22 protein-coding genes and 1 pseudogene are annotated in these 23,192 nt (G+C 58.7%); 12 read left to right on the top strand and 11 right to left on the bottom strand.

Annotation, left to right across the window (positions count from 1 at the left end):
* Positions 1–4: 4 nt before the first annotated feature.
* Positions 5–268: a bacteriocin immunity protein gene (locus AC1Z24_RS22995; RefSeq protein WP_483742846.1), complete on the bottom strand. Its 264-nt coding sequence runs from the start codon at positions 266–268 to the stop codon at positions 5–7.
* Positions 261–2,156 carry an S-type pyocin domain-containing protein gene (locus AC1Z24_RS22990; protein WP_483742845.1) on the bottom strand — a complete coding sequence of 632 codons (1,896 nt, stop codon included), beginning with the start codon at positions 2,154–2,156 and terminating at the stop codon, positions 261–263. The genes AC1Z24_RS22995 and AC1Z24_RS22990 overlap by 8 nt, the downstream gene beginning before the upstream one ends.
* Positions 2,157–2,665: 509 nt before the next feature.
* Here AC1Z24_RS22990 and AC1Z24_RS22985 point away from each other — a divergent pair.
* Positions 2,666–4,300 carry a methyl-accepting chemotaxis protein gene (locus tag AC1Z24_RS22985; protein WP_483742844.1) on the top strand — a complete coding sequence of 545 codons (1,635 nt, stop codon included), beginning with the start codon at positions 2,666–2,668 and terminating at the stop codon, positions 4,298–4,300.
* A gap of 297 nt (positions 4,301–4,597) precedes the next feature.
* The gene (locus tag AC1Z24_RS22980; protein ID WP_483742843.1) at positions 4,598–6,067 is read left to right on the top strand and encodes a T6SS phospholipase effector Tle1-like catalytic domain-containing protein; all 1,470 of its coding nucleotides are present in this window, start codon (positions 4,598–4,600) and stop codon (positions 6,065–6,067) included.
* A 138-nt stretch (positions 6,068–6,205) separates the two neighbouring features.
* Here AC1Z24_RS22980 and AC1Z24_RS22975 read toward each other — a convergent pair whose 3' ends face one another.
* Positions 6,206–6,442, bottom strand: coding sequence for a DUF2789 domain-containing protein (locus tag AC1Z24_RS22975; RefSeq protein ID WP_483742842.1), 237 nt, complete (start codon positions 6,440–6,442; stop codon positions 6,206–6,208).
* A gap of 395 nt (positions 6,443–6,837) precedes the next feature.
* On the opposite strand from AC1Z24_RS22975, the gene AC1Z24_RS22970 reads away from it, so the two are divergent.
* Positions 6,838–7,305, top strand: coding sequence for a hypothetical protein (locus tag AC1Z24_RS22970; protein WP_259102212.1), 468 nt, complete (start codon positions 6,838–6,840; stop codon positions 7,303–7,305).
* 48 nt (positions 7,306–7,353) lie between these two features.
* Here AC1Z24_RS22970 and AC1Z24_RS22965 read toward each other — a convergent pair whose 3' ends face one another.
* Positions 7,354–8,358 carry an NADP-dependent oxidoreductase gene (locus AC1Z24_RS22965; protein ID WP_483742841.1) on the bottom strand — a complete coding sequence of 335 codons (1,005 nt, stop codon included), beginning with the start codon at positions 8,356–8,358 and terminating at the stop codon, positions 7,354–7,356.
* Positions 8,359–8,589: 231 nt separating this feature from the next.
* Between AC1Z24_RS22965 and AC1Z24_RS22960 the strand changes: the two genes are divergently transcribed.
* From AC1Z24_RS22960 to AC1Z24_RS22940, 5 genes and pseudogenes are all read left to right on the top strand, one after another.
* A complete protein-coding gene (locus tag AC1Z24_RS22960) occupies positions 8,590–9,351 on the top strand; it encodes an SDR family oxidoreductase (RefSeq protein ID WP_483742840.1) in 762 nt (253 codons plus the stop codon).
* 84 nt (positions 9,352–9,435) lie between these two features.
* Positions 9,436–10,920 carry a mechanosensitive ion channel domain-containing protein gene (locus AC1Z24_RS22955; RefSeq protein ID WP_483742839.1) on the top strand — a complete coding sequence of 495 codons (1,485 nt, stop codon included), beginning with the start codon at positions 9,436–9,438 and terminating at the stop codon, positions 10,918–10,920.
* A 69-nt stretch (positions 10,921–10,989) separates the two neighbouring features.
* The gene (locus AC1Z24_RS22950; protein WP_483742838.1) at positions 10,990–11,922 is read left to right on the top strand and encodes a S66 peptidase family protein; all 933 of its coding nucleotides are present in this window, start codon (positions 10,990–10,992) and stop codon (positions 11,920–11,922) included.
* 198 nt (positions 11,923–12,120) lie between these two features.
* Positions 12,121–13,194 (top strand): annotated as a pseudogene (locus AC1Z24_RS22945) (MCP four helix bundle domain-containing protein); the annotation flags it as partial.
* A 21-nt stretch (positions 13,195–13,215) separates the two neighbouring features.
* Entirely contained in the window at positions 13,216–14,100 is an 885-nt protein-coding gene (locus AC1Z24_RS22940; RefSeq protein WP_483746692.1) for a methyl-accepting chemotaxis protein, read from the top strand.
* A 136-nt stretch (positions 14,101–14,236) separates the two neighbouring features.
* Here the strand turns inward: AC1Z24_RS22940 and AC1Z24_RS22935 are convergent, their stop codons facing one another.
* Together AC1Z24_RS22935 and AC1Z24_RS22930 are read right to left on the bottom strand one after the other, a co-directional pair.
* The gene (locus tag AC1Z24_RS22935) at positions 14,237–15,427 is read right to left on the bottom strand and encodes a benzoate/H(+) symporter BenE family transporter (RefSeq protein ID WP_259102196.1); all 1,191 of its coding nucleotides are present in this window, start codon (positions 15,425–15,427) and stop codon (positions 14,237–14,239) included.
* 134 nt (positions 15,428–15,561) lie between these two features.
* Positions 15,562–16,023, bottom strand: coding sequence for a MarR family transcriptional regulator (locus tag AC1Z24_RS22930; RefSeq protein WP_483742837.1), 462 nt, complete (start codon positions 16,021–16,023; stop codon positions 15,562–15,564).
* Positions 16,024–16,105: 82 nt separating this feature from the next.
* Between AC1Z24_RS22930 and AC1Z24_RS22925 the strand changes: the two genes are divergently transcribed.
* The 3 genes from AC1Z24_RS22925 to AC1Z24_RS22915 all read left to right on the top strand — a co-directional run bounded on the left by AC1Z24_RS22925 (position 16,106) and on the right by AC1Z24_RS22915 (position 18,467).
* Positions 16,106–17,272: an aminotransferase-like domain-containing protein gene (locus AC1Z24_RS22925; protein ID WP_483742836.1), complete on the top strand. Its 1,167-nt coding sequence runs from the start codon at positions 16,106–16,108 to the stop codon at positions 17,270–17,272.
* Positions 17,273–17,299: 27 nt separating this feature from the next.
* Positions 17,300–17,902 (top strand): glutathione S-transferase family protein, encoded by a 603-nt coding sequence (locus AC1Z24_RS22920; RefSeq protein WP_259102189.1) that lies wholly within the window; start codon positions 17,300–17,302, stop codon positions 17,900–17,902.
* Positions 17,903–18,080: 178 nt separating this feature from the next.
* Positions 18,081–18,467 (top strand): lysozyme inhibitor LprI family protein, encoded by a 387-nt coding sequence (locus AC1Z24_RS22915; RefSeq protein WP_483742835.1) that lies wholly within the window; start codon positions 18,081–18,083, stop codon positions 18,465–18,467.
* 15 nt (positions 18,468–18,482) lie between these two features.
* On the opposite strand, the gene AC1Z24_RS22910 is transcribed toward AC1Z24_RS22915, so the two are convergent.
* The 5 genes from AC1Z24_RS22910 to AC1Z24_RS22890 all read right to left on the bottom strand — a co-directional run bounded on the left by AC1Z24_RS22910 (position 18,483) and on the right by AC1Z24_RS22890 (position 21,601).
* Positions 18,483–18,854: a glutaredoxin family protein gene (locus AC1Z24_RS22910; protein WP_483742834.1), complete on the bottom strand. Its 372-nt coding sequence runs from the start codon at positions 18,852–18,854 to the stop codon at positions 18,483–18,485.
* 66 nt (positions 18,855–18,920) lie between these two features.
* Positions 18,921–19,466 (bottom strand): GTP cyclohydrolase I FolE, encoded by a 546-nt coding sequence (gene folE / locus AC1Z24_RS22905; protein WP_413306032.1) that lies wholly within the window; start codon positions 19,464–19,466, stop codon positions 18,921–18,923.
* A 413-nt stretch (positions 19,467–19,879) separates the two neighbouring features.
* The gene (locus AC1Z24_RS22900) at positions 19,880–20,437 is read right to left on the bottom strand and encodes a Smr/MutS family protein (RefSeq protein WP_483742833.1); all 558 of its coding nucleotides are present in this window, start codon (positions 20,435–20,437) and stop codon (positions 19,880–19,882) included.
* An 84-nt stretch (positions 20,438–20,521) separates the two neighbouring features.
* A complete protein-coding gene (locus AC1Z24_RS22895; RefSeq protein WP_259102176.1) occupies positions 20,522–20,842 on the bottom strand; it encodes a hypothetical protein in 321 nt (106 codons plus the stop codon).
* A gap of 168 nt (positions 20,843–21,010) precedes the next feature.
* Complete coding sequence (locus AC1Z24_RS22890) at positions 21,011–21,601, bottom strand: cysteine hydrolase family protein (protein WP_483742832.1); 591 nt, start codon at positions 21,599–21,601, stop codon at positions 21,011–21,013.
* A gap of 253 nt (positions 21,602–21,854) precedes the next feature.
* Between AC1Z24_RS22890 and prmB the strand changes: the two genes are divergently transcribed.
* Positions 21,855–22,763 carry a 50S ribosomal protein L3 N(5)-glutamine methyltransferase gene (gene prmB / locus AC1Z24_RS22885; protein ID WP_483742831.1) on the top strand — a complete coding sequence of 303 codons (909 nt, stop codon included), beginning with the start codon at positions 21,855–21,857 and terminating at the stop codon, positions 22,761–22,763.
* Positions 22,764–23,192 lie beyond the last annotated feature (429 nt).

Raw genomic sequence — 23,192 nt, 5'->3', positions numbered from 1 at the left:
GTGATTAGTCTTCTTTAAATCCGGGCTTGCCGTTCTCTGCCAGCCATTTCTTGATTACCATTGTGATACCTTCTGGCGTGCCATTTGCATTTGTATCAGGATAGAAGATAAGATCGGTACCAGCAGGATGCTTCACTATGCTGCGGAAGTGTGTTAATAGCTTGCGAAGTTCATGGTCTGTCTTCGCGCTACATTCATTATAGATCGACTTCATGAAGTCAATGAATGCTTGTTCGGTGTAATCAGTTATTGAGTTATATTTAGTCATTGGTTTCGCCTTCTTGATGTTTTCGTAAGTCTCTATTTTTTGCCGTGATTTCTTTATGTGCGCTGGGCGTTAGTAGTATTATATTGTCCATGTCATAGACGGGCCCGCCATCCTGGATTTCCCACACGTGATGAAGTTCAAAAACCTCACTTCTGGACCCGCTTTCTCCTTCCTTGACATTAGGAGCTTTTCCCGCATGTAATTTCTCTTGATTGAAAGGGGAGAATTGATTCATAAGTTCTGGGTCTCTACCCACCTCAGTCCAGAACGCCTCTCTAAATTTGTCGAAACGGGAGAAGTTTCTTCCTCGTAGTTTTTCAGCAATGTTGGATGGGATATAAGCGCCTTTTTCATGTGTTAAGTTATCTGACCATTTTCCTGATATGTTTTTCCCTTGGCCGCTTGCCTTTCCAGGCAAGTACCGTGGGCTCTTGAACATTACATACTGCGCTTCCAGCCCGGAGTCATCCGGAAAGATCAGGATGTAATCGTCCAGAAACTCAGGGTCGGCTTCCGGATATATCTCTAATTCCGGTGAAGCAGGGGTCGCCGGAAAACCGGGGGTACCTGGATGTTCGGGTGGTGTAGCCGGTGAGTGTGTAGAGCTGTTACCCGGATGAACGATTGGAGTCCAGATCAGCGCAGGTTGATCTTCGCCGTCGCGAGTAAATTCATAGATATTGTTCTGGGTATTATGTAGGACGTTTCGTACGCGAACTTCGCCTGGTACATTGACTCCATCGGTGCGTAGCCACTGGGGCGGTGATTCGGCGGTTGTGTCGAATCGCAAACGATGGGGGGCATTGATGGTGCCTTTGGTATTTGCCAGCTCACGCAGATGGGTGACGTTTGTCAGGCCCAATTGTGTCAACGGCATGGTCTTAGCTGCAGCTGGACGTTCACCGTTACCCAGGCCGGAAGGGAATCCCATGCCGACTGCGAACGCAGCGACCTGCGGGCCAAGGTGTTTAACCAGAGCCGCTGCCTTGAGTACGTCGGATATACGTTGATCCAGTCGGCCTGCCTCTGCCGCGTTCTTTGGCGCTGTCGCAGGCGCAGCGATGGCTGCCTTGATTGCTGCGTTTACCTGGGAAGTGGTCTCTGTTTTTATTGCTGTTTCTTTAACTTGTTGTTCGGCGCGCTGTCGTGCTGCTTCGGCTTTATGGCTCGCCTCCATTGCTTGTTGTCGTGCATCCGCCTGGCGTTGGGCTGCCTCTCTCTCTGCTTCAGCTTTATTGATTTTTGCTATGGCATCGCCAAGCGTATTGGAATGTTGATTGAGAATATGGATCTTTGCGTCAAGAATCTGAATCGATTTTGCAGCTCGATAAGCTTCGTCCCATTCGTAAAAATTATTGGCTATCTCGCCTTGATCCCAGGTACGGTTATAGAAAAAGTCTCTGGAGAGCAGGGTGACTGGTTTACCTAATGGGTTTGCACCAAAACTTTTCGTGAAAATTTTCGTGTTGTTCTGGATGTCTAGCCTTTTTCTATTTATAAGGTCGTCAATTGCTTTTTTGTTTTCCGCATTGTCTCCTCCGCTGACAGCGGCTATTTCTTTTTCGACAATGTGATGGAGGTTGGCAAGAGCCCATTCTGCTTCTCTATCGGCAGCAGCTGTTAACTCTGCTATTTCCGTATCCGCAGCAAATATCAACGTATTGGGTTCGCCGAAAGTTGGATGGAACCCATCCTTTGGACCGTTGCGTCCTGTAGACCAGCGAATGGTTGATTTACCTGTATATTCCTCAGGGCGGCTGGGTTTTCTGTTTCCCGAGCCGCCTCTTCCTGTCGTGCCGCTCCCCTCTCCCCTTACCTCGTTGGGGTCATAGGTAACCGGAATATTAAGTTCGCCGTTTTCATCGAATCGACTTCCGTTCTTGCTCATACAAAGCTTCCTTGTGAATGTATGAGCTGCAAGTAACAGTATTTATGCGATTAAAGTGATATATATCTAACGCAAAATAATTTATTTGCGACGTATATGGGGGTGGCTGCGGAATACTTATGTGCTTTGGCTGCGACGCTCAGACTTGTGAGAAGAACAAAAGGGCAATCAAGGGAGGCGCTCGAAGCAGGTACGCACTCCAACCGGGTGCACATTTTGTCGAGCGCGATTTTTTTCTGAACCGGTCTTGGCCAAAGAGGCGCGTTGCGGGCTGAAGTCTGGTCCCGCATTCGCAGACCTTCGTTTACCGCGCAGAGCTGCATGTCAGAGAGCGCCTGCAGGCCCTCTCTATTGTGTCGCCATTCGCCCATGCTACCGATGCGCTTCGCACAGCGTGTAATGTTGCCTATTCTCCATCTTAATGGGCTACAACTAACGACTCATGGCGCCGTGCCGGTATCTGACGTTTAATCCGTACAAATAACGATAAAACAGAGGGAGTGAGGCATATGGCAAACGGATCGTTGCTGGGGTCGCTGCCCGTGCCGGGCGAGTCCGGCGATGGGGCTGGCAGTGCCCGTGCCCTGGGTTGGCTAATGCCCGTCGTGCAGACTCTAGTGCTGTGCTTGGTGCTGGTGGCCGTGGTTCTATGGGGGCTGTCTCTCTATCTGGCAGTGCCGATCGTGCTCGTGGCGGTCTGGTTGCCGCGGGTTTTCGCGGCGCGTCCGGCCGCTGTCGACAGGCAGGCGGATGACGGCGGTATTGCCCGCCTGACCCGGGATTTGTCCTACACCACCAGTCATAACGCGCTATCCGCCGCCGGGGTGGCGTTTTCCGTGCGGCAGCTGGCTGGCAAGGTGCAGTCCCAGCTTGATGCGGCAGAGAAGATCGTCAGCAGCGCCGATGCCATGATCGCTACCGAGCATCAGACCTCGCTGCTCAGTCAGCAGGCGCTGTCTGCGGCCACGGAGGCAAGGCACAGCAGCGCTGCCGGTAGCGGCGTGCTGGCCGAGTCCATTGAGCGCATGCGCATGTTGAGCAAGCGTGCGGTGGGCAGTCGCGAGCTGATCGAGGCCCTGAGCCAGCGCAGTGAAGAGATCCAGCGCGTGACCCTGGTGATCCAGTCCATCGCCAGTCAGACCAATCTGTTGGCCTTGAACGCGGCCATTGAAGCCGCCCGTGCCGGTGAGCATGGGCGCGGGTTTGCGGTAGTCGCCGATGAGGTTCGTGGACTGGCGGCGCGAACCGCCAGTGCGACCGAGGAGGTCGGGCAGATGGTCGCCGATATCCAACTGCGCACGGGGCAGGTGGTGGAGCAGATTCGTCAGCTGTCCAGCGATCTGGACAGCGGTCTTGAGCAAGTCGAACACACCGGCGCGCAGCTGGAAAATATCGCCCGCCTGGCCGCTGGCGTAGAGAGTGAGGTCAGTGAGATCGCCCTGGGCGCGCAGACCAATCAGGAGCAACTCGCCAGTCTTTTCGTCGCGGTGCAGCAGATGCGCAGCGACCTGGCTATCAGCGACGAGCAGACTCGTCATCTGGCCAAGACCGCCGTGCAGATGGAAGGACAGGCGGAAACCATCAGCGAGCGCCTGGCCGAGGTGGGCCTGGACGATTATCACCAGCGTATCTACGACCTGGCCCGGGAAGGGGTGGCGCAGATTGCTGCCAGGTTCGAGCAGGATATCGATCAGGGCCGGGTCAGCCTGGAAGACCTGTTCGACCGCAGCTACCAGCCAATCGCCAAGACGGTGCCAGCCAAGTATCAGACCCGCTTTGATCGTTATACCGATCAGGTCCTCCCGGCGATCCAGGAGCCCCTGCTGCCACGCCATGAGGGGCTGGTCTTTGCCATCGCCTGTACGCCTCAAGGCTATGTGCCCACCCATAACAATGCTTTTGCCGAAGCGCCAACGGGGGATCCTGCAGTGGATATGGTGCGCAGCCGCAGCAAGCGCAAATTCGACGACCGCACCGGCATTCGCTGCGGCAGCCATCAGAAGCCCGTGCTGTTGCAGACCTACACCCGTGATACAGGAGAGCTGATGCATGACCTGTCGGTGCCTATCATGATCAAGGGGCGGCATTGGGGCGGTTTGCGTATGGGTTATAAGCCCGAGGGAGCGGCCACCGCCAAGCGCTGAACAGCCACTAAGCGGCAATCCGGCCCTGTTCGCGATTATTTCGCGAGCGGGGCTTTTCTTTTTATGGAAAACGGGATTAGGTGCATTGGTTGCGGAAATTAATGCTGCATTTGAATTGTTTATTTACGTTGAACGCTTTTTTGTTTTTTATAAGTTTTACCTTGGTTTGATGTAGGAGCTTTCTGATATGTAAGGTTTCTACTTGACGTTCTTTTGCTGTGTATCAATATATTAAACTTAATAAGGATTTTGATGTTGGCGGCGAGCTTCATCGTCGCGCACAAAAGGGAAGCAATCATGGAAAGTACAAGGAAAGTACAGGTGACAGGGGCTTCGTCAGCCGCTATCGCATCGGCGGTGGTCGTGCGCGTCGGCTTGTTTTTTGACGGCACGGGAAACAATCGGGTCAATAGTCGTATTGGTGCCGATTGCCGCGCCATGGCTGAAGTCAATGAGTACGAGCATATTATTGAGTGTCGGGGCTGTCGCGATAATCCCCTCAGCAGTTATGCCACTGCGCTGAGCAATATAGCCTGGTTGTTTGAATTATATCCGGACCGGCCGAAAGCCGTTCAGCAAGCGGGGCAGTTAAATGTGTATTGGCCTGTTTATATCAGCGGCGTCGGAACAACTTCCAAAGGCGGTGATTCGTTATGGCCGGGGCAGAGTTTTGGCCGGGGTTCTACAGGAGTGGTCGCCAAGGCAGAACAGGCAATCAGAAAGCTCGGTCGCTGTCTGGACGCGTTCAGGACGCATAACCCGGATTGCTGCATCGCACGTCTTGAACTGGACCTGTTCGGCTTCAGTCGCGGTGCGGCCTCGGCGCGGCATTTTGCCAATGAAGTGCTGAAACGGGATAAGGGTGGGCTGGATCCACTGTTCAACCGTTACGCCAGCGCATTCAGTGAGGGCTTCGCCTGGGGTGATGACGCTGTGCAGCTCAAGGTCATCGGGCTGTTCGACACCGTCGCTGCGGTCGCCGGTCTGCTGGACATGGGCAATGTGCGGGACTCCACGAACAGTCAGGTCAACCTGTATCTGCCGCCGGGCTGTGCACAGCAGGTTTTGCATCTGGTGGCGCGGGATGAGCAGCGGCGCAATTTCGCCCTCAACAGTATTGCCCCGCAATGGCCTCGGGAGATCCTGCTGCCTGGGGTGCACTCGGATATTGGCGGGGGTTATCACCCGCAGATCAGGGAAAAGGTTCTGGTGACCCGTCCCCGACGTTGTGTGGTCAGCTGTGGCACGCCCAAAGAGTCGACATCTGCCTGGATTCAGGCCCAGGCAGATCTGCAGGCACTGGATGCCGGGCAATGGCTGGACCCTGAAGATCCGCTGGCTTCGTTGCAGGTAGAGTGTGCCGAAGAGGAGACGACCCGTTTACGTGGACGCTGTTCGTTGGGGCTCAAATCGGTGGTGGCGGCGTGTTGCCTGCGGCGTCAGGTATTCGGCCATCTGGCCCTGGTGTCATTGCGGGTGATGCACGCCCTGGCCTGCGACGAAGGTGTGCCCTTCGCCCCGATTGGCGGGCAGCATGAGCTGCAGTTGCTGCCGGAGCTGTTCGATATCAACGCCAAGTTGATTCGTTATGCCCGGGGTGCTGACTATGCGCTCGATGCCCGTGAAGAGCGCATGCTGCGTCATCGCTACATTCATCGTTCGGCGCACTGGCACAGTCTGATCGGGCGCAGCGGTCGCTTGGGTCAGATGTGGTTCGTGCATGCGCCGCAGCCGGGAGGTCGCATACGCCATCCGAATCAGATCTAGCTGAGGTTAGGGGCTAAGCGTGGTTGTGAGGGCTGTTTTGGTGGCGATGGTGTTGCGATTGCTACACACTCGATCGCCACCAAGGCGGTCCCCAGACATTCGGTTCCAAATCATCAAGTCACGTTGGCAGGTTTGTGATCATTTCTTGTGCAGCAACACATTCAGTTCGTCCACCACCGGTGCCCATTCAGCGTCTTCAATTATTTCATCCTTCAGCAGCTTTGCCTGTTGAGGTGTCCAGAAATCGGCTTCCGACAGCTTCACGTCATTGGGCAGCGGCGAATGAGTGCGGACGAAATCTTCTATGCCTGTCTTATCGCTAGGCAATCCCAGTTGATCGAACAGCAGGCTCAGTGTTGGAGTATCAGTATTCATGTCGTCTCCTTGAGGCGTTGGGTTGATGCACCCGTACGTCAAATGTGAGCATGGGGCATGCCCGATAGTTCAGTCTTTCATTCCTGCCTGATAATCACTGGTGAATCTGTGCTCTTTTTCAGCCGGGTGGTAAGTGATAGTGTGCGTGTCTTGCAGGATGCGCATCACCATGACGGCCCTGAGCCGACTGAATAACCCGTCGCTGTCAAAACCAGTCAATGTCTGCTGCCGATGCAGCGGTGGACAGTGCGCCTGAGCGTGCATGCTTTTGATGGCTGAGTCCTGTGGCCTTGCCCGGGCCTGAGGCGGCGAAGGGGCCGATTCCGTATTTTTCCACTGTCCGTGGTCCATGGCTGGCTGGACAGCATCATTTGTTATGTTTGGGGGTTGGTACTTTGGCAGTCAGTAATCTGGATACGCACGCGCTGTTCGTGCTGGGCGACCTTCGGGCCAAGTTGGTCAAGCAATTCCAGTCGCGCTTCGTTTATGTGTGCGAGCAAACCGCCGAAGGTATTTATATTGCCGAGATCGATACCGAAACCGCACTGGTAGTGGACGACAAGCCACGCCTGGAGCTCAAGGTCGGCGATCATTTTCGTGCGGCGGTATTGCCCAGCCGTGAGGGCGGCAAGTTCGAATTGAAGTTTCGCGAAGTCAAATTGACCGTCTATGGGCTGGGTGAGTACGCCTTTGTCTCGACGGCAGACGGCACGGGTATTGTCTTCAAGGAAGGTCATACCGTGATGATGGTGTTTTCCGGTCCCGAACAATTGCAGGGCGGCTTGACCAAGACGCTGAAGGCGGCAACCGCCAAAGCAGCCAAGTGGCGCAAAGGCGAGTTGACGTTCAAGGCCAGCGAATAATCCAACACAACGAATGAGCGCATGGGCGCTCGATTCGTTAGTGGCTGCTTAGATCTTCAACACAAGTTTGCCGAAGTTTTCCCCGCTGAACAGTTTCAGCAAAGATTCAGGGAAAGTTTCCAGGCCTTCGACGATATGTTCGCGGCTCTTGAGTTTGCCCTGGGCCAGCCAGCCCGCCATTTCCTGGCCCGCCTCGGCGAAGCGCGGGGCGTAGTCCATGACGACGAAGCCTTCCATTCGTGCGCGGTTGAATAGCAGCGAAAGATAGTTGGCCGGGCCTTTGACCGGCGTGGTGTTGTTGTACTGGCTGATTGCACCGCAGATCACCACTCGAGCCTTGGGGGCCAGACGGCTGAGTACGGCATCGAGGATATCGCCGCCGACGTTGTCGAAGAACACGTCCACGCCGTTGGGGCATTCGCGTTTCAGGGCGGTGTGCAGGTCTTCGCTTTTGTAGTCGATGGCGCCGTCGAAGCCCAGTTCGTTGATCAGCGAGTAGCACTTCTCTTCGCCACCTGCGATGCCGATGACCCGGCAACCCTTGATTTTGGCGATCTGCCCGGCAACGCTGCCCACCGCACCGGCCGCGCCGGAAATCACTACGGTATCGCCGCGTTTCGGCGCGCCGACGTCGAGCAGGGCGAAGTAGGCGCTCATACCGGTCATGCCCAGTGCCGAGAGGTAACGCGGCAGTGGTGCCAGTTTCGGGTCGACCTTGTGCAGGCCCTTGGGGTCACCGAGAAAGTAGTCCTGCACGCCGACGGCACCCTGCAAATAATCACCCACGGCGAATTGCGGGTGTTTCGAGGCAATCACTTCACCCACGCCGAGGGCGCGCATCACATCGCCCAGCGCCACCGGGGCGATATAGGACTTGCTGTCGTTCATCCAGCCGCGCATGGCAGGATCCAGGGACAGGTAACGGTTCTTGAGCAGCACCTGGCCATCCGCCGGCTCGGCAACCGGGACTTCCTGGAAGGTGAAGTCTTCCCGGCTGGCCTGGCCAACGGGGCGCCGGGCGAGCAGGAATTGACGATTGGTCTGGGCGGTCATGGCAGTTCCTCGAAAATAAGGCGAAGGCCTGATTGAAGCCCCGCTATGGGCGCGACGCAAGCAGGGCGGTTGCGGCGAATGTGCGGTGATCCAGATGGATGATGAAGCGGTGCAGGCTTAATCACCATGATTCATGAGGTCCTAACCGACACCTTGATAGTGCTGACCGACAGGCCCTGACCCTGTCTAGACTCTCGCCAACTTCCCACAACGATAAAAAGGATGAAGGCGATGAGCATGACGTTTTCCGGTCAAGTGGCTCTGGTTACCGGCGCAGCGGCGGGCATTGGCCGGGCGACGGCGCTGGCGTTCGCAGCGCAGGGCTTGAAGGTGGTGGTGGCCGACCTGGATGCCGCTGGTGGCGAAGGCACGGCCGCGCTGATCCGCGAGGCGGGTGGCGAGGCCTTGTTCGTGCGTTGCGACGTGACCCGGGATGCCGAGGTGCAGAGCCTGATGGCGTCGGTAATCGACGCGTACGGCCGTCTGGATTACGCCTTCAACAACGCCGGAATCGAGATCGAGAAGGGGCGTCTGTCCGAAGGCAGCGAGGCCGAGTTCGATGCCATCATGGGCGTCAACGTCAAGGGCGTCTGGCTGTGCATGAAGTACCAGTTGCCGCTGATGCTGGCCCAGGGCGGCGGTGCCATCGTCAATACCGCGTCGGTGGCGGGGTTGGGGGCTGCGCCGAAGATGAGTATTTATAGCGCCTCCAAGCATGCGGTGATCGGCCTGACCAAGTCGGCGGCCATCGAGTACGCGAAGAAGAAAATCCGCGTCAACGCCGTGTGCCCGGCGGTCATCGACACCGATATGTTCCGCCGTGCCTATGAGTCCGATCCGAAGAAGGGTGAGTTCGCCGCCACCATGCATCCGGTCGGGCGTATCGGCAAGGTCGAGGAAATCGCCACGGCGGTGCTGTACCTGTGCTGCGATAACGCCGCCTTCACTACCGGCCAGGCCCTGGCGGTGGATGGTGGTCTGACAGCCATGTGACGTTGACGCTCTCGCTCCGCTCCGGGCTCTCGGTTAAGCTGCGACGTTAGCCACAATCCAGTAACGCCGGGATGGAGCAAGTCGATGGATCTTCCGTGGGTCGCTTATCCGCTGACCAGTGCTTCGCTGCTGCTGGTCGTCGACCTGCTCCTCTGGCACAACCTGGAGCCGCGCTGGTTACGCTGGAAGGTGCTGCTGCGCCTCGGGCTGTTCCTGGTGTTCAGCATGTGCCTGACCAACGCCGGTCTGAGCCCGTTGAATGTGGTGCCAGCGGACCTGCCGGTATCACGGCACGCGCTGTCTGCGATTCTGAGCATCGCCTGGTGGCTGCTGGGTGCACGCACCCTGACCATTCTCACCGGACTGGTTCTGGAGCCGCGCATCGGCGGCAAGGGCCACCTGCTGCAGGATGTGCTCGGTGCGATTATCTTCCTGGTGGCCGCCGTGGCTGCCGCCGCTTATGTCCTCGATCTACCGGTCAAAGGCTTGTTGGCAACGTCCGGAGCCGTGGCGATCATTCTCGGCCTGGCGGTGCAGAGCACGCTCAGCGATGTATTTTCCGGGATTGTGCTCAACGCCACCAAACCGTTCATGGTCGATGACTGGATCAAGGTCGATGACACCGAAGGCAAGGTGGTGGAAATCGACTGGCGTTCCACCCATCTGCTGACCGCCGAGGGCAGCATGGTGGTGATTCCCAACGCCATCGCGGCGAAGAACCGCATCGTCAACTTCAGTCGTCCCGATCACTATCACTCCATCACCCTGAACATCGAGTTGCCGGTGCGTTTGCGGCCCAGTCTGGTGCTGGACTCCATCGACAAGGCGCTGCAAGGCAGTCGCGAGTTGCTGGCCAAGCCGGCACCGGGTGCGGTCGTGCTCAAGTCCGGCTTGCGCAGCGTGCAGTACCAGGTCACCGGTTATGTGAAATCCCGTGATCGGCGTTCAGCGGTGAGCAACCAGTTGCACGACCTGATCTACCGCCAGCTCGCCGCCACCGATATCCGTCAGGATCAGGCTCGACCGACGACCCGTTCCCTGGCGGTGCTCAATACCGTCAGCGCTCTGCGCATGCTCAGCGAGGCCGACCTGGCCGGGCTTGAGCGCAACATGCGTTTGCATGCCTTCGGCGCCCGCGAGGTGGTGCTGGCCCAGGGCGTGGTGCCGCAGGCACTGTACATCATCGAGTCGGGAGTGGTTTCGGTGTCGGTGGAGCAGGGCGAGACCTGGCAGGAAGTCGGGCGCATGGGGCCGGGGGAGTTGCTGGGCGAGACCGGCTTTGTCGACCAGTCGCCGAGCATGGCGCGCTTCTGCGCCATGACCGATTGCATGATCTATCGTATCGACTATCAGGACCTGGAGCCTTGGATCAAGGAGCATGCCGAGCTGCGCGGTGCCCTGGCCGGCCTGGCGCGCTTCCGGGCCAAGGCGCGGGCTTCGATGCTGGAAAGCAAACCCGTGGCCCCGCCACCGGGCGGCTTTATCAATTGGCTGAGCAAGAGTGTTACGCGTTGGCAGGGAAGCAGAAGCCGAAGCCGCGCGGACAAGAGCAGTGACAACAACAGTTGAAGTCGCCCCTGTAACCGTTGCAATGCATCGCCTACAGTGTCGCTTCACTCATCTAGTGGACTTATTCAAATGCCTGGCAAGACCTTACCCATCCTGCGTCCCAACGTATTGCGCCCTGGGGATGCCGTCGCACTGGTTTCTCCCGCCGGGCCGGTGCCTGCCGACAAGATCGAGTCTGCCGTGCAAGTGCTTAAAAGTTGGGGCTTGCAACCACGGGTTTACCCCCACGCTCTGGACCGCCACGCATTTTTTGCCGGAACCGACGAGGATCGGCTCGCCGACCTGAATGCGGCTCTGGCCGATCCGGAAATTCGCGGTATCTTCTGCAATCGTGGCGGTTACGGCATGCAACGTATCGTCCAGCAGCTGGATTTCGCTGCGGTACGCCGTGACCCCAAGCTGGTCATCGGCTTTTCTGATATCACTGCTTTGCACACGGCCCTGTGGACCCAGGCCGGGCTGGTTTCGGTGCATGGCCCGGTATCGACGCAACTGGAGCGCGGTGATGATTTCACGCGCAGCATCCGCCATGCCCTGATGAGCACCGAAGCGGTGCGGATCGAAGCCGATCCCGCCGAGGCGACCTTCTCTGTACGCACGACGGGCCGCGCCCAGGGCCTGTTGCTGGGCGGCAACCTGAGCATCCTCTGCACCTCCATCGGCACCTCGTTCATGCCGGACCTGCGCGGCGCCATCCTGTTGCTTGAGGATGTCGGTGAGGCGGCGTATCGGGTCGACCGCATGCTCACCCAACTGGGCAACTGCGGCATCCTGCAAAGCCTGGCGGGCATTGCCATCGGCCAGTTCAGCGAACCATCCGGCATGAAGGGCTCCATCAGCCCCTCCGATGTTTTGCGAGAGCGCCTGTGCGGCTTGGGTATTCCTGTGTTGGGTGGCCTGTCGATCGGCCATGAACAGAAGAATATTGCGGTGCCTTTGGGGTGCGAAGCTACACTGGATGTCGAAGCTGGCACCTTGCTAGTGGCTTGCGCCGGGCAATGAAAATCGGCGCAAATCCACAGGACTGATCGGCCCGACCGGGCCACTGTCCTGAAAGCGACCTTGACGTAGCTTTTTGCCATTATTCCGGCGTCAGAGACTTGTTTTGCCTTTGCCCCGGCGTGAATCTGCACGATTATTGAATGGCCAGATTTGGTGGCCTGATTCGTTGGTCAATGTGCCGTGAGTATTCGATCGGGGATGAGCGCTATGATTTCGGCCGTGCAAGCACGCTTCGCTAACCTGGGAATGGCTAAAAAGCTGGCCCTGGGCTTTACCCTGGTCCTGCTCCTGACCGCAGTCGTTGCGGCTATTGGTGTCTGGTCCCTGAAAAACATCAGCCTGCATGTCGACAGTCTGCAGCAGATGTCGAATCTTAATAGCGGCCTGCTCAAGGTGCGTCTGCTCGAACAGGAATACGCCCTGCACAGCAACCCCAAGACCGTCGACGCACTGCACAAGGGCATCGAGGATCTGAACGCCTTGGCCGAAGAGCTCAAGGGCCAGTCGAAAAACAATCAATCGATGATGACTGCGGTACAGCAGGCCCTGGGTGACTATCGCAAGTCCTTCGATCAGTTCGTGTCGATCAGCCAGAGCAAGGACCTGGCGCTGGAAATGGCCGCCTGGTCGGTCTCCAGCGTGGCCAACAACCTCGATGTGTTGCAATCGGGCCTCAACGATGACGGCACCTATGAACTGAAGAAATCCAACGGCGCAAGCGGCAGTGAGTTCATTGAGCAGGCCAATCAGGTCAGCCAGGTCTCCAAGCTGATGATGCAGGCCATGGACGAGGCGCGGGTGCGTCTGGACCAGAGTCGCAAGACCGGCAGCGGCGATGAAGCCAAGACCGGCAAGATCGAACAGGCTGAGCAGGCCAAGGTCATCGCCGAACAGCTCAAGGGCTTGATCAAGGACGATGGCTACCTCACCGTACTGGGCGAAGTTGGCACCCATATCGTCAACTTCAGCGACAAACTCAACGAATACACTGGCCTGCTCAGTGACGAAGCCAAGGTCTCCCTGCAACTGGCGGCCAACGCCAGGCAGGTCGTGCAGCAGGTGGATCAGGCTTATGCCGCTGAAGATCAGTCCATGGCCAGTGAACTCAAGCTCAACTCGCTGCAGATCATCGGTTCGTCCATCGTCGCCCTGATCGTCGGGGTGATCGCTTCTCTGCTCATTACCCGCCTGATCGTCGGCCCCCTGCGCAGTGTCATCGCCATGGCCCAACGCATTGCTGCCGGTGACTTGAGCGGCAGCGTGACGGTGACCCGTCGCGATGAAATCGGTCAGATGATGCAGGCCATGCAACAAATGGGGGCAGGGCTGAGCCAGATCGTCAGCGGCCTGCAGGCAGGCATCGAACAATTGGCCAACTCGGCGCACTCGCTGTCAGCGGTGACCGAGCAGACCAATCTTGAGGTCAACAGTCAGAAAGAGGAAACCGAGCAGGTCGCTACGGCCATGAATCAGATGACCGCCACCGTGCTCGACGTCGCTCGCAACGCCGAAGAAGCCGCGATGGCGGCCCAGACCGCCGATGAGAAGGTCGACAGCGGCCAGATGGTGGTGCGCCAGAGCATGCAGCGCATTGAGCAACTGGCCAGCTCATCGGCTTCGGCCAGCCACGGCATCGAAAGCCTGAGCGCGGAAATCCAGAATATCGGCAAGGTTCTGAGTGTGATCAAGAGCGTTGCCGAGCAGACCAACCTGTTGGCCCTCAACGCCGCCATCGAAGCCGCCCGTGCCGGTGAGCAGGGCCGCGGCTTCGCCGTCGTGGCAGACGAAGTACGGGCTTTGGCCAAGCGCACTCAACAGTCCACTGAAGAAATCGAACGCTTGGTCATCAGCCTGCAAAGCGGGGCGCAGGCCTCGGTCGCGCAGATTCAAAGCAGTGGTGAATTGGTCAAGCTGGCGGTGAGCGATGCGCTGCAGACCGAAAGCGCCCTGGGCAGCATCGCCGCAGCCGTATCGATGATTCAACAGATGAACCAGCAGATCGCCGCAGCCGCCGAAGAGCAAAGCTCGGTGGCCGAGGAGATCAACCGCAGCGTCACCAGTATCCGCAGCAGCGCCGACCAGTCAGCCCTGGCCATGCAGGGTAACGCGGCGTCGAGCATCGAACTGGCTTCGCTGGGGATGGAACTGAAGGGTATGGTCGGGCATTTCCGCTTGTAATAGAAATGTCGGACCAGCTTTAGCCGGGAAGAGGCAGGATCGATACATGCTTATCGCCTGCCACATTGTCTTCCCGGCTAAAGCCGGTCCCACACATATCATTTCAATCCCTGGACCTGTGTTTGAAGTCCCTGCTTCAGCCCTTACGGGCATTCAGAATCACCAGCGTCAACACCCCCGCCACAATCCCCCAGAACGCCGAACCAATGGAAAACAGGGTAAGCCCTGAAGCCGTGACCATGAAGGTGATCAACGCTGCTTCACGCTCCTTGGGCTCGGTCATGGCCACGGTCAGGCCATTCATGATCGAGCCGAACAGCGCCAAGGCTGCAATCGACAGCACCAGTTCCTTCGGGAAGGCGGCGAACAACGCGGCCAGGGTCGCGCCGAAGATTGCCGCGATACCGTAGAAAATCCCGCACCACACCGCTGCGGTGTAGCGCTTGTTACGGTCTTCATGGGCGTGCGGACCGGTGCAGATGGCCGCGCTGATGGCCGCCAGGTTGATGCCGTGGGAGCCGAACGGCGACAGCAGCAAGGAGGCGATACCCGTCACGGAAATCAGCGGCGAGGCGGGCACCATGTAGCCATCGGCGCGCAGTACGGCGATGCCGGGCATGTTCTGCGAGGTCATGGCGACCACAAACAGCGGAATGCCGATGCTGATGGTTGCGGCCAGGGAAAACGACGGCGTGGTCCACACGGGCACCGCCACTTCCAGGGCGAAGCCGCTGAAGTCGAGCAGGCCGAGTAAGCCCGACAAGGCCGTGCCGACCAGCAACGCTGCCAGCACCGCATAACGTGGCGAGACGCGCTTGACGATCAGGTAGGTGAAGAACATGCCCAGCACCAGGCCGGTGCGGTGTTGCGCGGCGACGAAGATTTCGCTGCCGATCTTGAACAGGATTCCCGCCAGCAAGGCCGCAGCGAGGGAGGCGGGCAAGCGCTTGACCAGGCGTTCAAAGCTGCCGGTCAGGCCACAGATCATCACCAGTACCGAACAGGTGATAAACGCGCCGATGGCCTCAGGGTAGGTGACGCCGCCCAGGCTGGTGATCAGCAACGCGGCGCCAGGCGTCGACCAGGCTACGGTGATCGGCGAGCGATAGCGCAGGGACAGGCCGATACTGCACACCGCCATGCCGATGAACAGCGCCCAGATCCACGAGGAAATCTGCGCGCTGGTCAGCCCGGCGGCCTGGCCGGCCTGGAACATCAGCACCAGTGAACTGGTGCAGCCGGTCATCATGGCAATGAAACCGGCGACGACGGCGGACAGCGAGGAGTCGGTCAATGGGCGCAGCGGGGCTTGAATCGCATCGGTCACAGCGGTTTTCCTTGGGTGGCACGAATGACAGGCGCCAAGCCTAAACGCAATGGCTACGGGGCTTTGCAATACAGCCAAGGACGTATTTGACAGTACAGTTGCGGGCAGTTGCTCACTGCGGCACTTTTGTACTGTTAGTTGTCGGTGGGCTTTAAGGCGCTCTGCAAAGTCTGGCCCAGCGCCTGATTCACCGCCAGCCAGCCATCGACGGCCTCTTGCCCGGCCTCATTGAAAACCCGTTGCAGTAGCTTGACCTGCTCGCGCCGTAACGCCTGTTCGAACTTCTCTCCTTCGGCGGTCAGGCCCAGCAGGCGTTTGCGCTTGTCGGCGTCCGGGGCAACGCTTTGCACCAGTTCCATGCCGAGTAACTGGCGAAGCGGTGCATTGAGCGCCTGCTTGCTCACGCCCAGTACATCCAGCAGTTCCTTGACGCTCAGGCCGGGGTAGCGGGCGATGAAAAACACGATGCGCTGATGCACCCGGCTGAGGCCGCGCCGGGCCAGCATTTCGTCGGCCTTGGCGGTGAAGGCCTGGTAGCCGAAGAAGAACGCTTCCATGGCGGCTTGTTGCGTGGCTGAATTTTTAAGGTCAAGCATATTGACGTATCTATGTCCGGCATCGTAGTTTCGGTCAACCAGTTTGACGTATTTCCCTTTGTCTCTGCCAGTGGTGATCTTGATGGCCTTCTCCGAACGTATCACTCGTCTCAATAGCTCGTTGATTCGCGAAATCCTTGCAGCGGCCCAGCGCCCGGAGGTGATGTCATTTGCCGGCGGCCTGCCGGCCCAGCAAATGCTGCCCCATACCGACTGGACCGAAATGCCGCGCGGCATCGGCCAGTACGGCATGAGCGAAGGCGAGCCGCAGCTGCGCGAAGCCCTGGCGGCCGAAGCGCGGGCCATTGGCGTGCCCTGTGAGGCGAGCCAGGTGCTGATCGTCAACGGTTCGCAGCAGACCCTTGATCTGGCCGCCAAGCTCTACCTGGACAAGGGCACCGAGATCCTCCTTGAGGCGCCGACCTATCTGGCCGCGCTGCAAACTTTCCAGTTGTTCGGCGCCGAGTGTCTGACCGTGCCGCTGCAAGCCGAGGGACCGGATCTGGTCGCTCTGCGTCAGCGTCTGGAGCAGCACAAGCCGGCGTTCGCCTACCTGATCCCGACCTTTCAGAATCCGTCAGCGGTGCGCTACAGCGAAGCCCGGCGCGATGCGGTGGCGGCGTTGCTCGACGAGTTCGGTGTGACCCTGATCGAAGACGAGCCCTATCGCGAGCTGAATTTCGACGGCGGCAGCGCAACGCCCATTGTCAGCCGCCTGAAAAAAGCCAGCTGGATCTACACCGGCACTGTGTCGAAAACCCTGGCTCCGGGCCTGCGCGTGGGTTTTCTGATTGCCTCCGCTGACCTGTACCCCTACCTGTTGCGCTTGAAACAGGCGGCGGACCTGCACACCAACCGCGTCGGCCAGTGGCAGGCCCTGCAATGGATCGGCACCGAGCGTTATCGCGAGCATATGGCCGGGCTGCGCGACTTCTATCGACAGCGCCGCGACGCCTTCGAGGCTGCCCTGCAAGAGCATTTCAGCGATCTGGCCGAATGGAACAGCCCTCAAGGCGGCCTGTTCTTTTGGCTGACCCTCAAACAACGCTTCGACACCCGCACGATCCTCAACAAGGCCTTGGCCAAGGACGTGGCCTTCATGCCGGGCGAACCTTTTTTCACTGACCCCGATGCGAATCCGGGTTATCTGCGGCTTAATTTCAGTCATATTGATCCGTCTCGGCTGGACGAAGGACTGAAAAGGCTGGCAGCGGTCATCAGACAGGCGCAGGCGGCACAGGCGGCCTGATTCGGGAATTCACAGGAGAGCGTGGCGATGTACAAGGTTTACGGGGACTACAACTCGGGCAACTGCTACAAGGTCAAACTGATGCTCAACCTGCTGGGCGCCGAGTATCAGTGGGTCGATATCGATATTCTCAAGGGCGAGACCGAGACTGAATTCTTTCTGGAAAAGAACCCCAACGGCAAGGTGCCGGTGCTGGAACTGGAAGACGGCACCTGTCTGTGGGAGTCCAATGCGATTCTCAACTTCCTCGCCGATGGCAGTCATTACCTGCCCAGCGAGCCGCGCTTGCGTACCCAGGTGCTGCAATGGCAGTTCTTCGAGCAATACAGCCATGAGCCCTATGTGGCGGTGGCACGTTTCATTCAGTTCTATCTGGGGTTGCCGGAAGAGCGCCTGGCCGAGTACCGCAAGATGCACAAGGCCGGTTACCGGGCACTGAATGTCATGGAGCAACAGCTCAAGCGCACGCCGTTTCTGGTCAGCGATACGTTCTCCATCGCCGACATTGCGCTGTATGCCTATACCCATGTGGCCCACCAAGGCGGTTTTGACCTGGCGGCCTATCCGGCCATTCAGCAATGGCTGGAGCGGGTCAGTCAGCAGCCGGGGTATGTCGGGATGCTGGATTGAAGTGCGGCCCGCTGTACCTGTAGGACCGGCTTTAGCCGGGAGACGTCCTCGCGGCTGGAGCCGCTCCTACAGGGTCGGTGAGTCTGTCCGTCACACATCAGGTAACAAGTGCATGCTTTGCCCCCGCTGCGCTTTGTCATTAGCCTGCGCGGCTTTATCAGCACGAGGGAGCAGTTTTATGGGTAACTGGATGAAGGGCGTCGCCGCGTTGATCGCCCTGGCGGGCAGCGGTGCGGCGTTGGGGCAGGATTGTGATTCGAACCAGGCGGCCATGAACGTCTGTGCGGCCAATGACTTCAAGGCTGCCGACAAAGAGCTCAACGAGCTCTACAAGACTCAAATGGATTACCTGCAGGATGCCAAGACCAAGGCGGCGTTCAAGGACGCCCAGCGCAAGTGGATCGCCCTGCGCGATGCCGATTGCCTGTATCAGGTCGGCCCGCGCGAAGACTCCGGCTCAATCTGGGCGCTGCTGCAATTCAGTTGCGAGACCGAGCAGACCAAACTACGCATCGAGCAGCTTAAGAAATACGTCGCCTGCCGCCAGGACATGTGTCCGAACTGATCGGTTGACGATGTTTCAGACGGCTGCGAAGCGCTGGTTCAGGTAATCGATAATGACCTTGGATTCGTACATCCATACGGTCTTGTCACCTTCCTCGATACGCAGGCATGGCACTTTGATCTTGCCGCCTTGCTCAAGCAGGGCCTGGCGATCGATCTCACTGTTCTTGGCATCGCGCAGGGCCACGGGCACGTTGAGACGGCGCAGGGTGCGGCGGGTCTTGACGCAGAACGGGCAGCCGTTGAACTGATACAGGGTCAGGTCCTTGGCCGATTGCTCGACCGCCGCCTGAGCGTCGGGGCTGCGCTTTTTCTTTGCCGGACGGGTAAGGAAGTCGATCAGAATGACCAGTTGGCCAAGACCAACCCTTAATGCCTTCATGAACACGGTAGAGCCTCGCTGGGAAACACGTGCGCCGTGACCAGGGCCACGGCGCGGGGACTGCCTGGGTGGTTACTTGATCAGGCTGAGAAATTCGCTGCGGGTCGCGGCGTTTTCGCGGAACTCGCCCAGCATCACCGAAGTGATCATCGACGAATTCTGCTTTTCCACACCGCGCATCATCATGCACATGTGCTTGGCTTCGATAACCACGGCCACGCCCAGAGCGCCGGTGATCTGCTGGATCGCCTCGGCGATCTGGCGGCTGAGGTTTTCCTGGATCTGCAGGCGACGGGCGAACATGTCGACGATGCGTGCGACCTTCGACAGGCCCAGCACCTTGCCATTGGGGATGTAGGCCACATGGGCCTTGCCGATGAACGGCAGCAGATGGTGCTCACACAACGAATACAGCTCGATGTCCTTGACCATCACCATCTCGCTGGCGTCGGAGCTGAACAGCGCGCCATTGGTGACTTCTTCGAGCGTCTGCTGGTAACCGCGGCACAGGTACTGCATCGCTTTGGCGGCGCGTTTTGGCGTGTCGAGCAGGCCTTCGCGGGAGACGTCCTCGCCCAGTTGGCCAAGGATCTCGGTGTAATTCTGTTCCAGTGTCACAGGGCTGTGTTTCCGTGTGGATGTCGATGAACGCGAGGGCAGGGCCCTCGCCAAGTCGTACATAGTAACGTACGCCTGCGGGCAGGGTAAGTTCGCTGGCCGACAAACCGATGCTCAGGACCGCCTGGGACAATTGTATCGAGTTGTTTACCCAACCTTTACCAAGTGCCTACGTGGATCGCCGGGATCTCGCGGTCAGATGTTTCAGGTAAGTAATACCTGCCGCAAAGAGAGTGTTTGAAATGTTGAGTCGAATCGCAAAAGTGTCAATGGTCATTGCCGTACTGGCTTCCCTGTCCGGATGTTTTCCGTTCTGGGGGCCGCACCACGGAGGGGGCTGGCACGGCGATCACCGTTTTGACGGTGGCCCCCATGGGGGCGGCTACTACGGAGGCCCACGTTGAGGCAGGGAGTTATTCGTCGCGGCCTTCCATCATGGTCCGCTTGAGCATCACATAGAGCGCGCCTGCGCCGCCATGCTTGGCCAGGCATGAGCAAAAGCCCAGCACCTGCGGGTGCTGGCGCAACCAGGTGTTGACGTGGCTCTTGATCATCGGCCGTTTGCCATCCAGGCGTACGGCCTTGCCATGGGTCACCCGTACGCAGCGAATTTCCAGCCTGGTGGCTTCAGCGAGGAAGGTCCACAGGGTTTCCCGGGCCATTTCCACGCTCATGCCATGCAGGTCGAGGCTGCCCTCGAAGCTGATCTGACCCAGCTTGAGCTTGCGCATCTGGCCTTCCTGCACGCCATCGCGCGACCAATGCAAGACATCTTCCGGGCCGACATCGATGACAAACTGGTCCGACAAGCCGTCCACAGTGACCGAATCGGTGCGCACGGTGGCAGCCTGGCGCAGTTTTGCCAGATTCTTGCGATCAGTACGGGGCTTGCCCACGTCGGCGTGCTGTTGCTTGAGCGGCTTGATGCCGCGGGTTTCAGATCGAAACAGGGAAAAGTCGTCGTCTTGCATGGGGCCTCCGCGTAGCGGGCTAGTTTAACCGGGTCGTGGCGACCTGGGCGCAACTAAAACGTCGGAGGGAGAGGCGGGTGGGGCTTAATCGTGCTTTTTCATCAAGTGCGGCGACAGGCTCAGATCGCCCTGACGACGCTGGCGGCGGCGACTGCGGCGCCATATCCACACGCCTACGTACAGCGTAAACAGGCCACCGACGGCGATGACCGCCGCGCCAGCCGGGCTGGCATTGAGTTCGCCCAGGGCCTGGGGATGGCCGATCAGGCTGGAAACTCCGGCCACGATCAGCAGGATGCCGAAGGCTGCGAGCAGGGCGGCGAAGGTCGCAACGATACGCATCCGCCAACTGCCGGAGCCCCTTGGGCGCAGGCGTCGGGCATCGAAACCATCGGATACTTTCATTTCGACTTTCCTCCAGATCTATCGGCGCTCTGACCGGGATATGACCCGGTGGTTCCCGTTTTTCCGGAGTCTGCGGGCAAATGCCGGGATTAACGGATAGGCGGTTATGTGAGCGGGTTCACATAACCTGCTGGCGGATACCATTGCCCGAGATGCACGGGCAATCGGTCAAATCAGGTCTTTGGTCAGGGCCAGGGTGGCAAAGTTGTCGGCCATGATTGCCATTTCGGTCTGATGTACGACCTCAGCGCTGATCACGCCGCCTTTGTTTGGCAGGTCGCGGGTGGCGCAGGCATCTTCCACCAGAGTGCAGCGATAGCCGTAGTCCTTGGTGGCGCGCACGGTGGTGCTGATACTCGAATGGCTCATGAAGCCACAGACAATCAGGTCAACGGTGCCGAGCTCCTGCAGCTTCTGGTGCAGGCCAGTGTCCTGGAAGGCGTTGGGCAGACGCTTTTCGATGACGTATTCACCGTCTACCGGCAGCAGTTCGTTCATCAGCTCGCCGCGTTCGCCCTGAGGATCGAACAGGCCGCCGACGGTGCCCAGGTGGCGAATGTGGATCACCGGACGCTTGGCGGCGCGGGCGGCGTCGACCAGGCTGCTGATATTGGCAACGGCTTCTTTGACGCCGGTCAGGGCCAGGGGGCCGCTGAGGTATTCCTTCTGGGCGTCAATGATGATCAGAGTGGCATGACTCAAATTGGCCGGGGCATAACCCTTGCCGCTGAGTTGGAACATGGTCTTTAAATCGGACATCTGGGGCTCCTTTGAGTAGGGCTTTTGCCGCATTGTCCCCCGGCAGAGCTGTTCTGGGAATGGCAACGGTGATATCCCGCGTTTTTGTCGCACCCGAGGCGGGCAAAAAAGCAGGTGATGGCGATTTGCTAGTGGCGCATCGGTGGACGAAACTAGCAGTTGCGGGAGCCGCAATCAATCATGCCATTAAGGCATCGTTTGTCGCTGGTCCGGCTGTTAGAATCGACTGTCGTTTTCTCCAAGGAGCTTGCCCGTGATCAATTCCCGTCTGCGCACCCTGCGTGACCACATTCGATGGGCCGTCAGCCGTTTTCATGAAGAAGACCTGTTTTTCGGTCACGGCACCGACAACGCCTGGGATGACGCCCGGCAGTTGATTCTGGGGGCGTTGCACCTGCCTTGGGAAATCGCCGACAGCTATCTGGATTGCCGCCTGGAGGTTGACGAAATCGCCGACCTGCAGCGTTTGATTGCCCGCCGCGTCGACGAACGCGTGCCGACGCCTTATCTGCTGGGCGAAGCCTGGTTCTGCGGCATGTCGTTCATTGTCGACGACCGTGTGCTGATCCCGCGTTCGCCCATCGCCGAGCTGATCGAGAGCCACTTCGCGCCTTGGCTGGATGGCGAGCCTGCACGCATTCTCGACTTGTGCACCGGCAGCGGCTGCATAGGTATCGCGTGTGCCGACGAGTTCCCTGAAGCCGAGGTGGTGTTGTCGGATCTGTCCTATGACGCCCTGGAAGTGGCCAACCAGAACATCGAGCGCCATGGCGTGGAAGGCCGGGTCTTTACCGTGCAGGGTGATGGCTTTGAAGGCTTGCCCGGCCAATTGTTCGACCTGATCGTCTCCAACCCGCCCTATGTCGATGCCGAAGACTTCGCCGACATGCCAGACGAGTACCAGCACGAACCGGAACTGGCGCTGGCCTGCGGCGATGATGGCCTGAATCTGGTGCGTCGCATGTTGAGCGAGGCCGCCAATCACTTGACCGAGAAGGGCTTGCTGATCGTCGAAGTGGGCAATACCCAGGTACATGTCCAGGCGCTGTACCCGGAAGTCGATTTCCACTGGCTGGACTTCCAGCGCGGCGGCCACGGCGTGTTCATGCTCAGCGCGGCGCAATGCCGTGAGCATCAGGCGGTGTTTGCTGCGCGGGTTTGATGGGCACGAAATTTTTGGGCAATGAATTGTGGGAGCGAATCCTGTAAGGGACTGAATTCTATAGAGGAGCGGATCCTTCAAGGGAATGTGTTCTGTGGAGCGAATTCATTCGCGAAGGCATTATTACAGGCGATGAAATTTATTGGATTTACCGGCCTCTTCGCGAATGAATTCGCCCACAACTGCTCCCAATATTGATGCCTGCTCCGATGTTGGCGATGCGCTTTAACAATGCACCCGACCCATAATCAGGCATCTTGCTGATACCCCGCAAAAATTGGTTCGCCTGCTGCTGAACCAATCCTCTATCCCCTCCCGGACCAATCCCCCGAACCTTTGCTGATTGGCCCGAGCCACCTCGCTTACTCCTCTTCACCCGTCGCCATGTTGAAAAAGCGGCTGAACCAATTTCCATTGGCATCGCTATTG

The sequence above is a fragment of the Pseudomonas sp. JL23 genome (assembly GCF_056933585.1).
The sequence above is the reverse complement of the archived record's forward strand: the minus strand, read 5'-3'. Positions and strand labels throughout refer to the sequence as shown.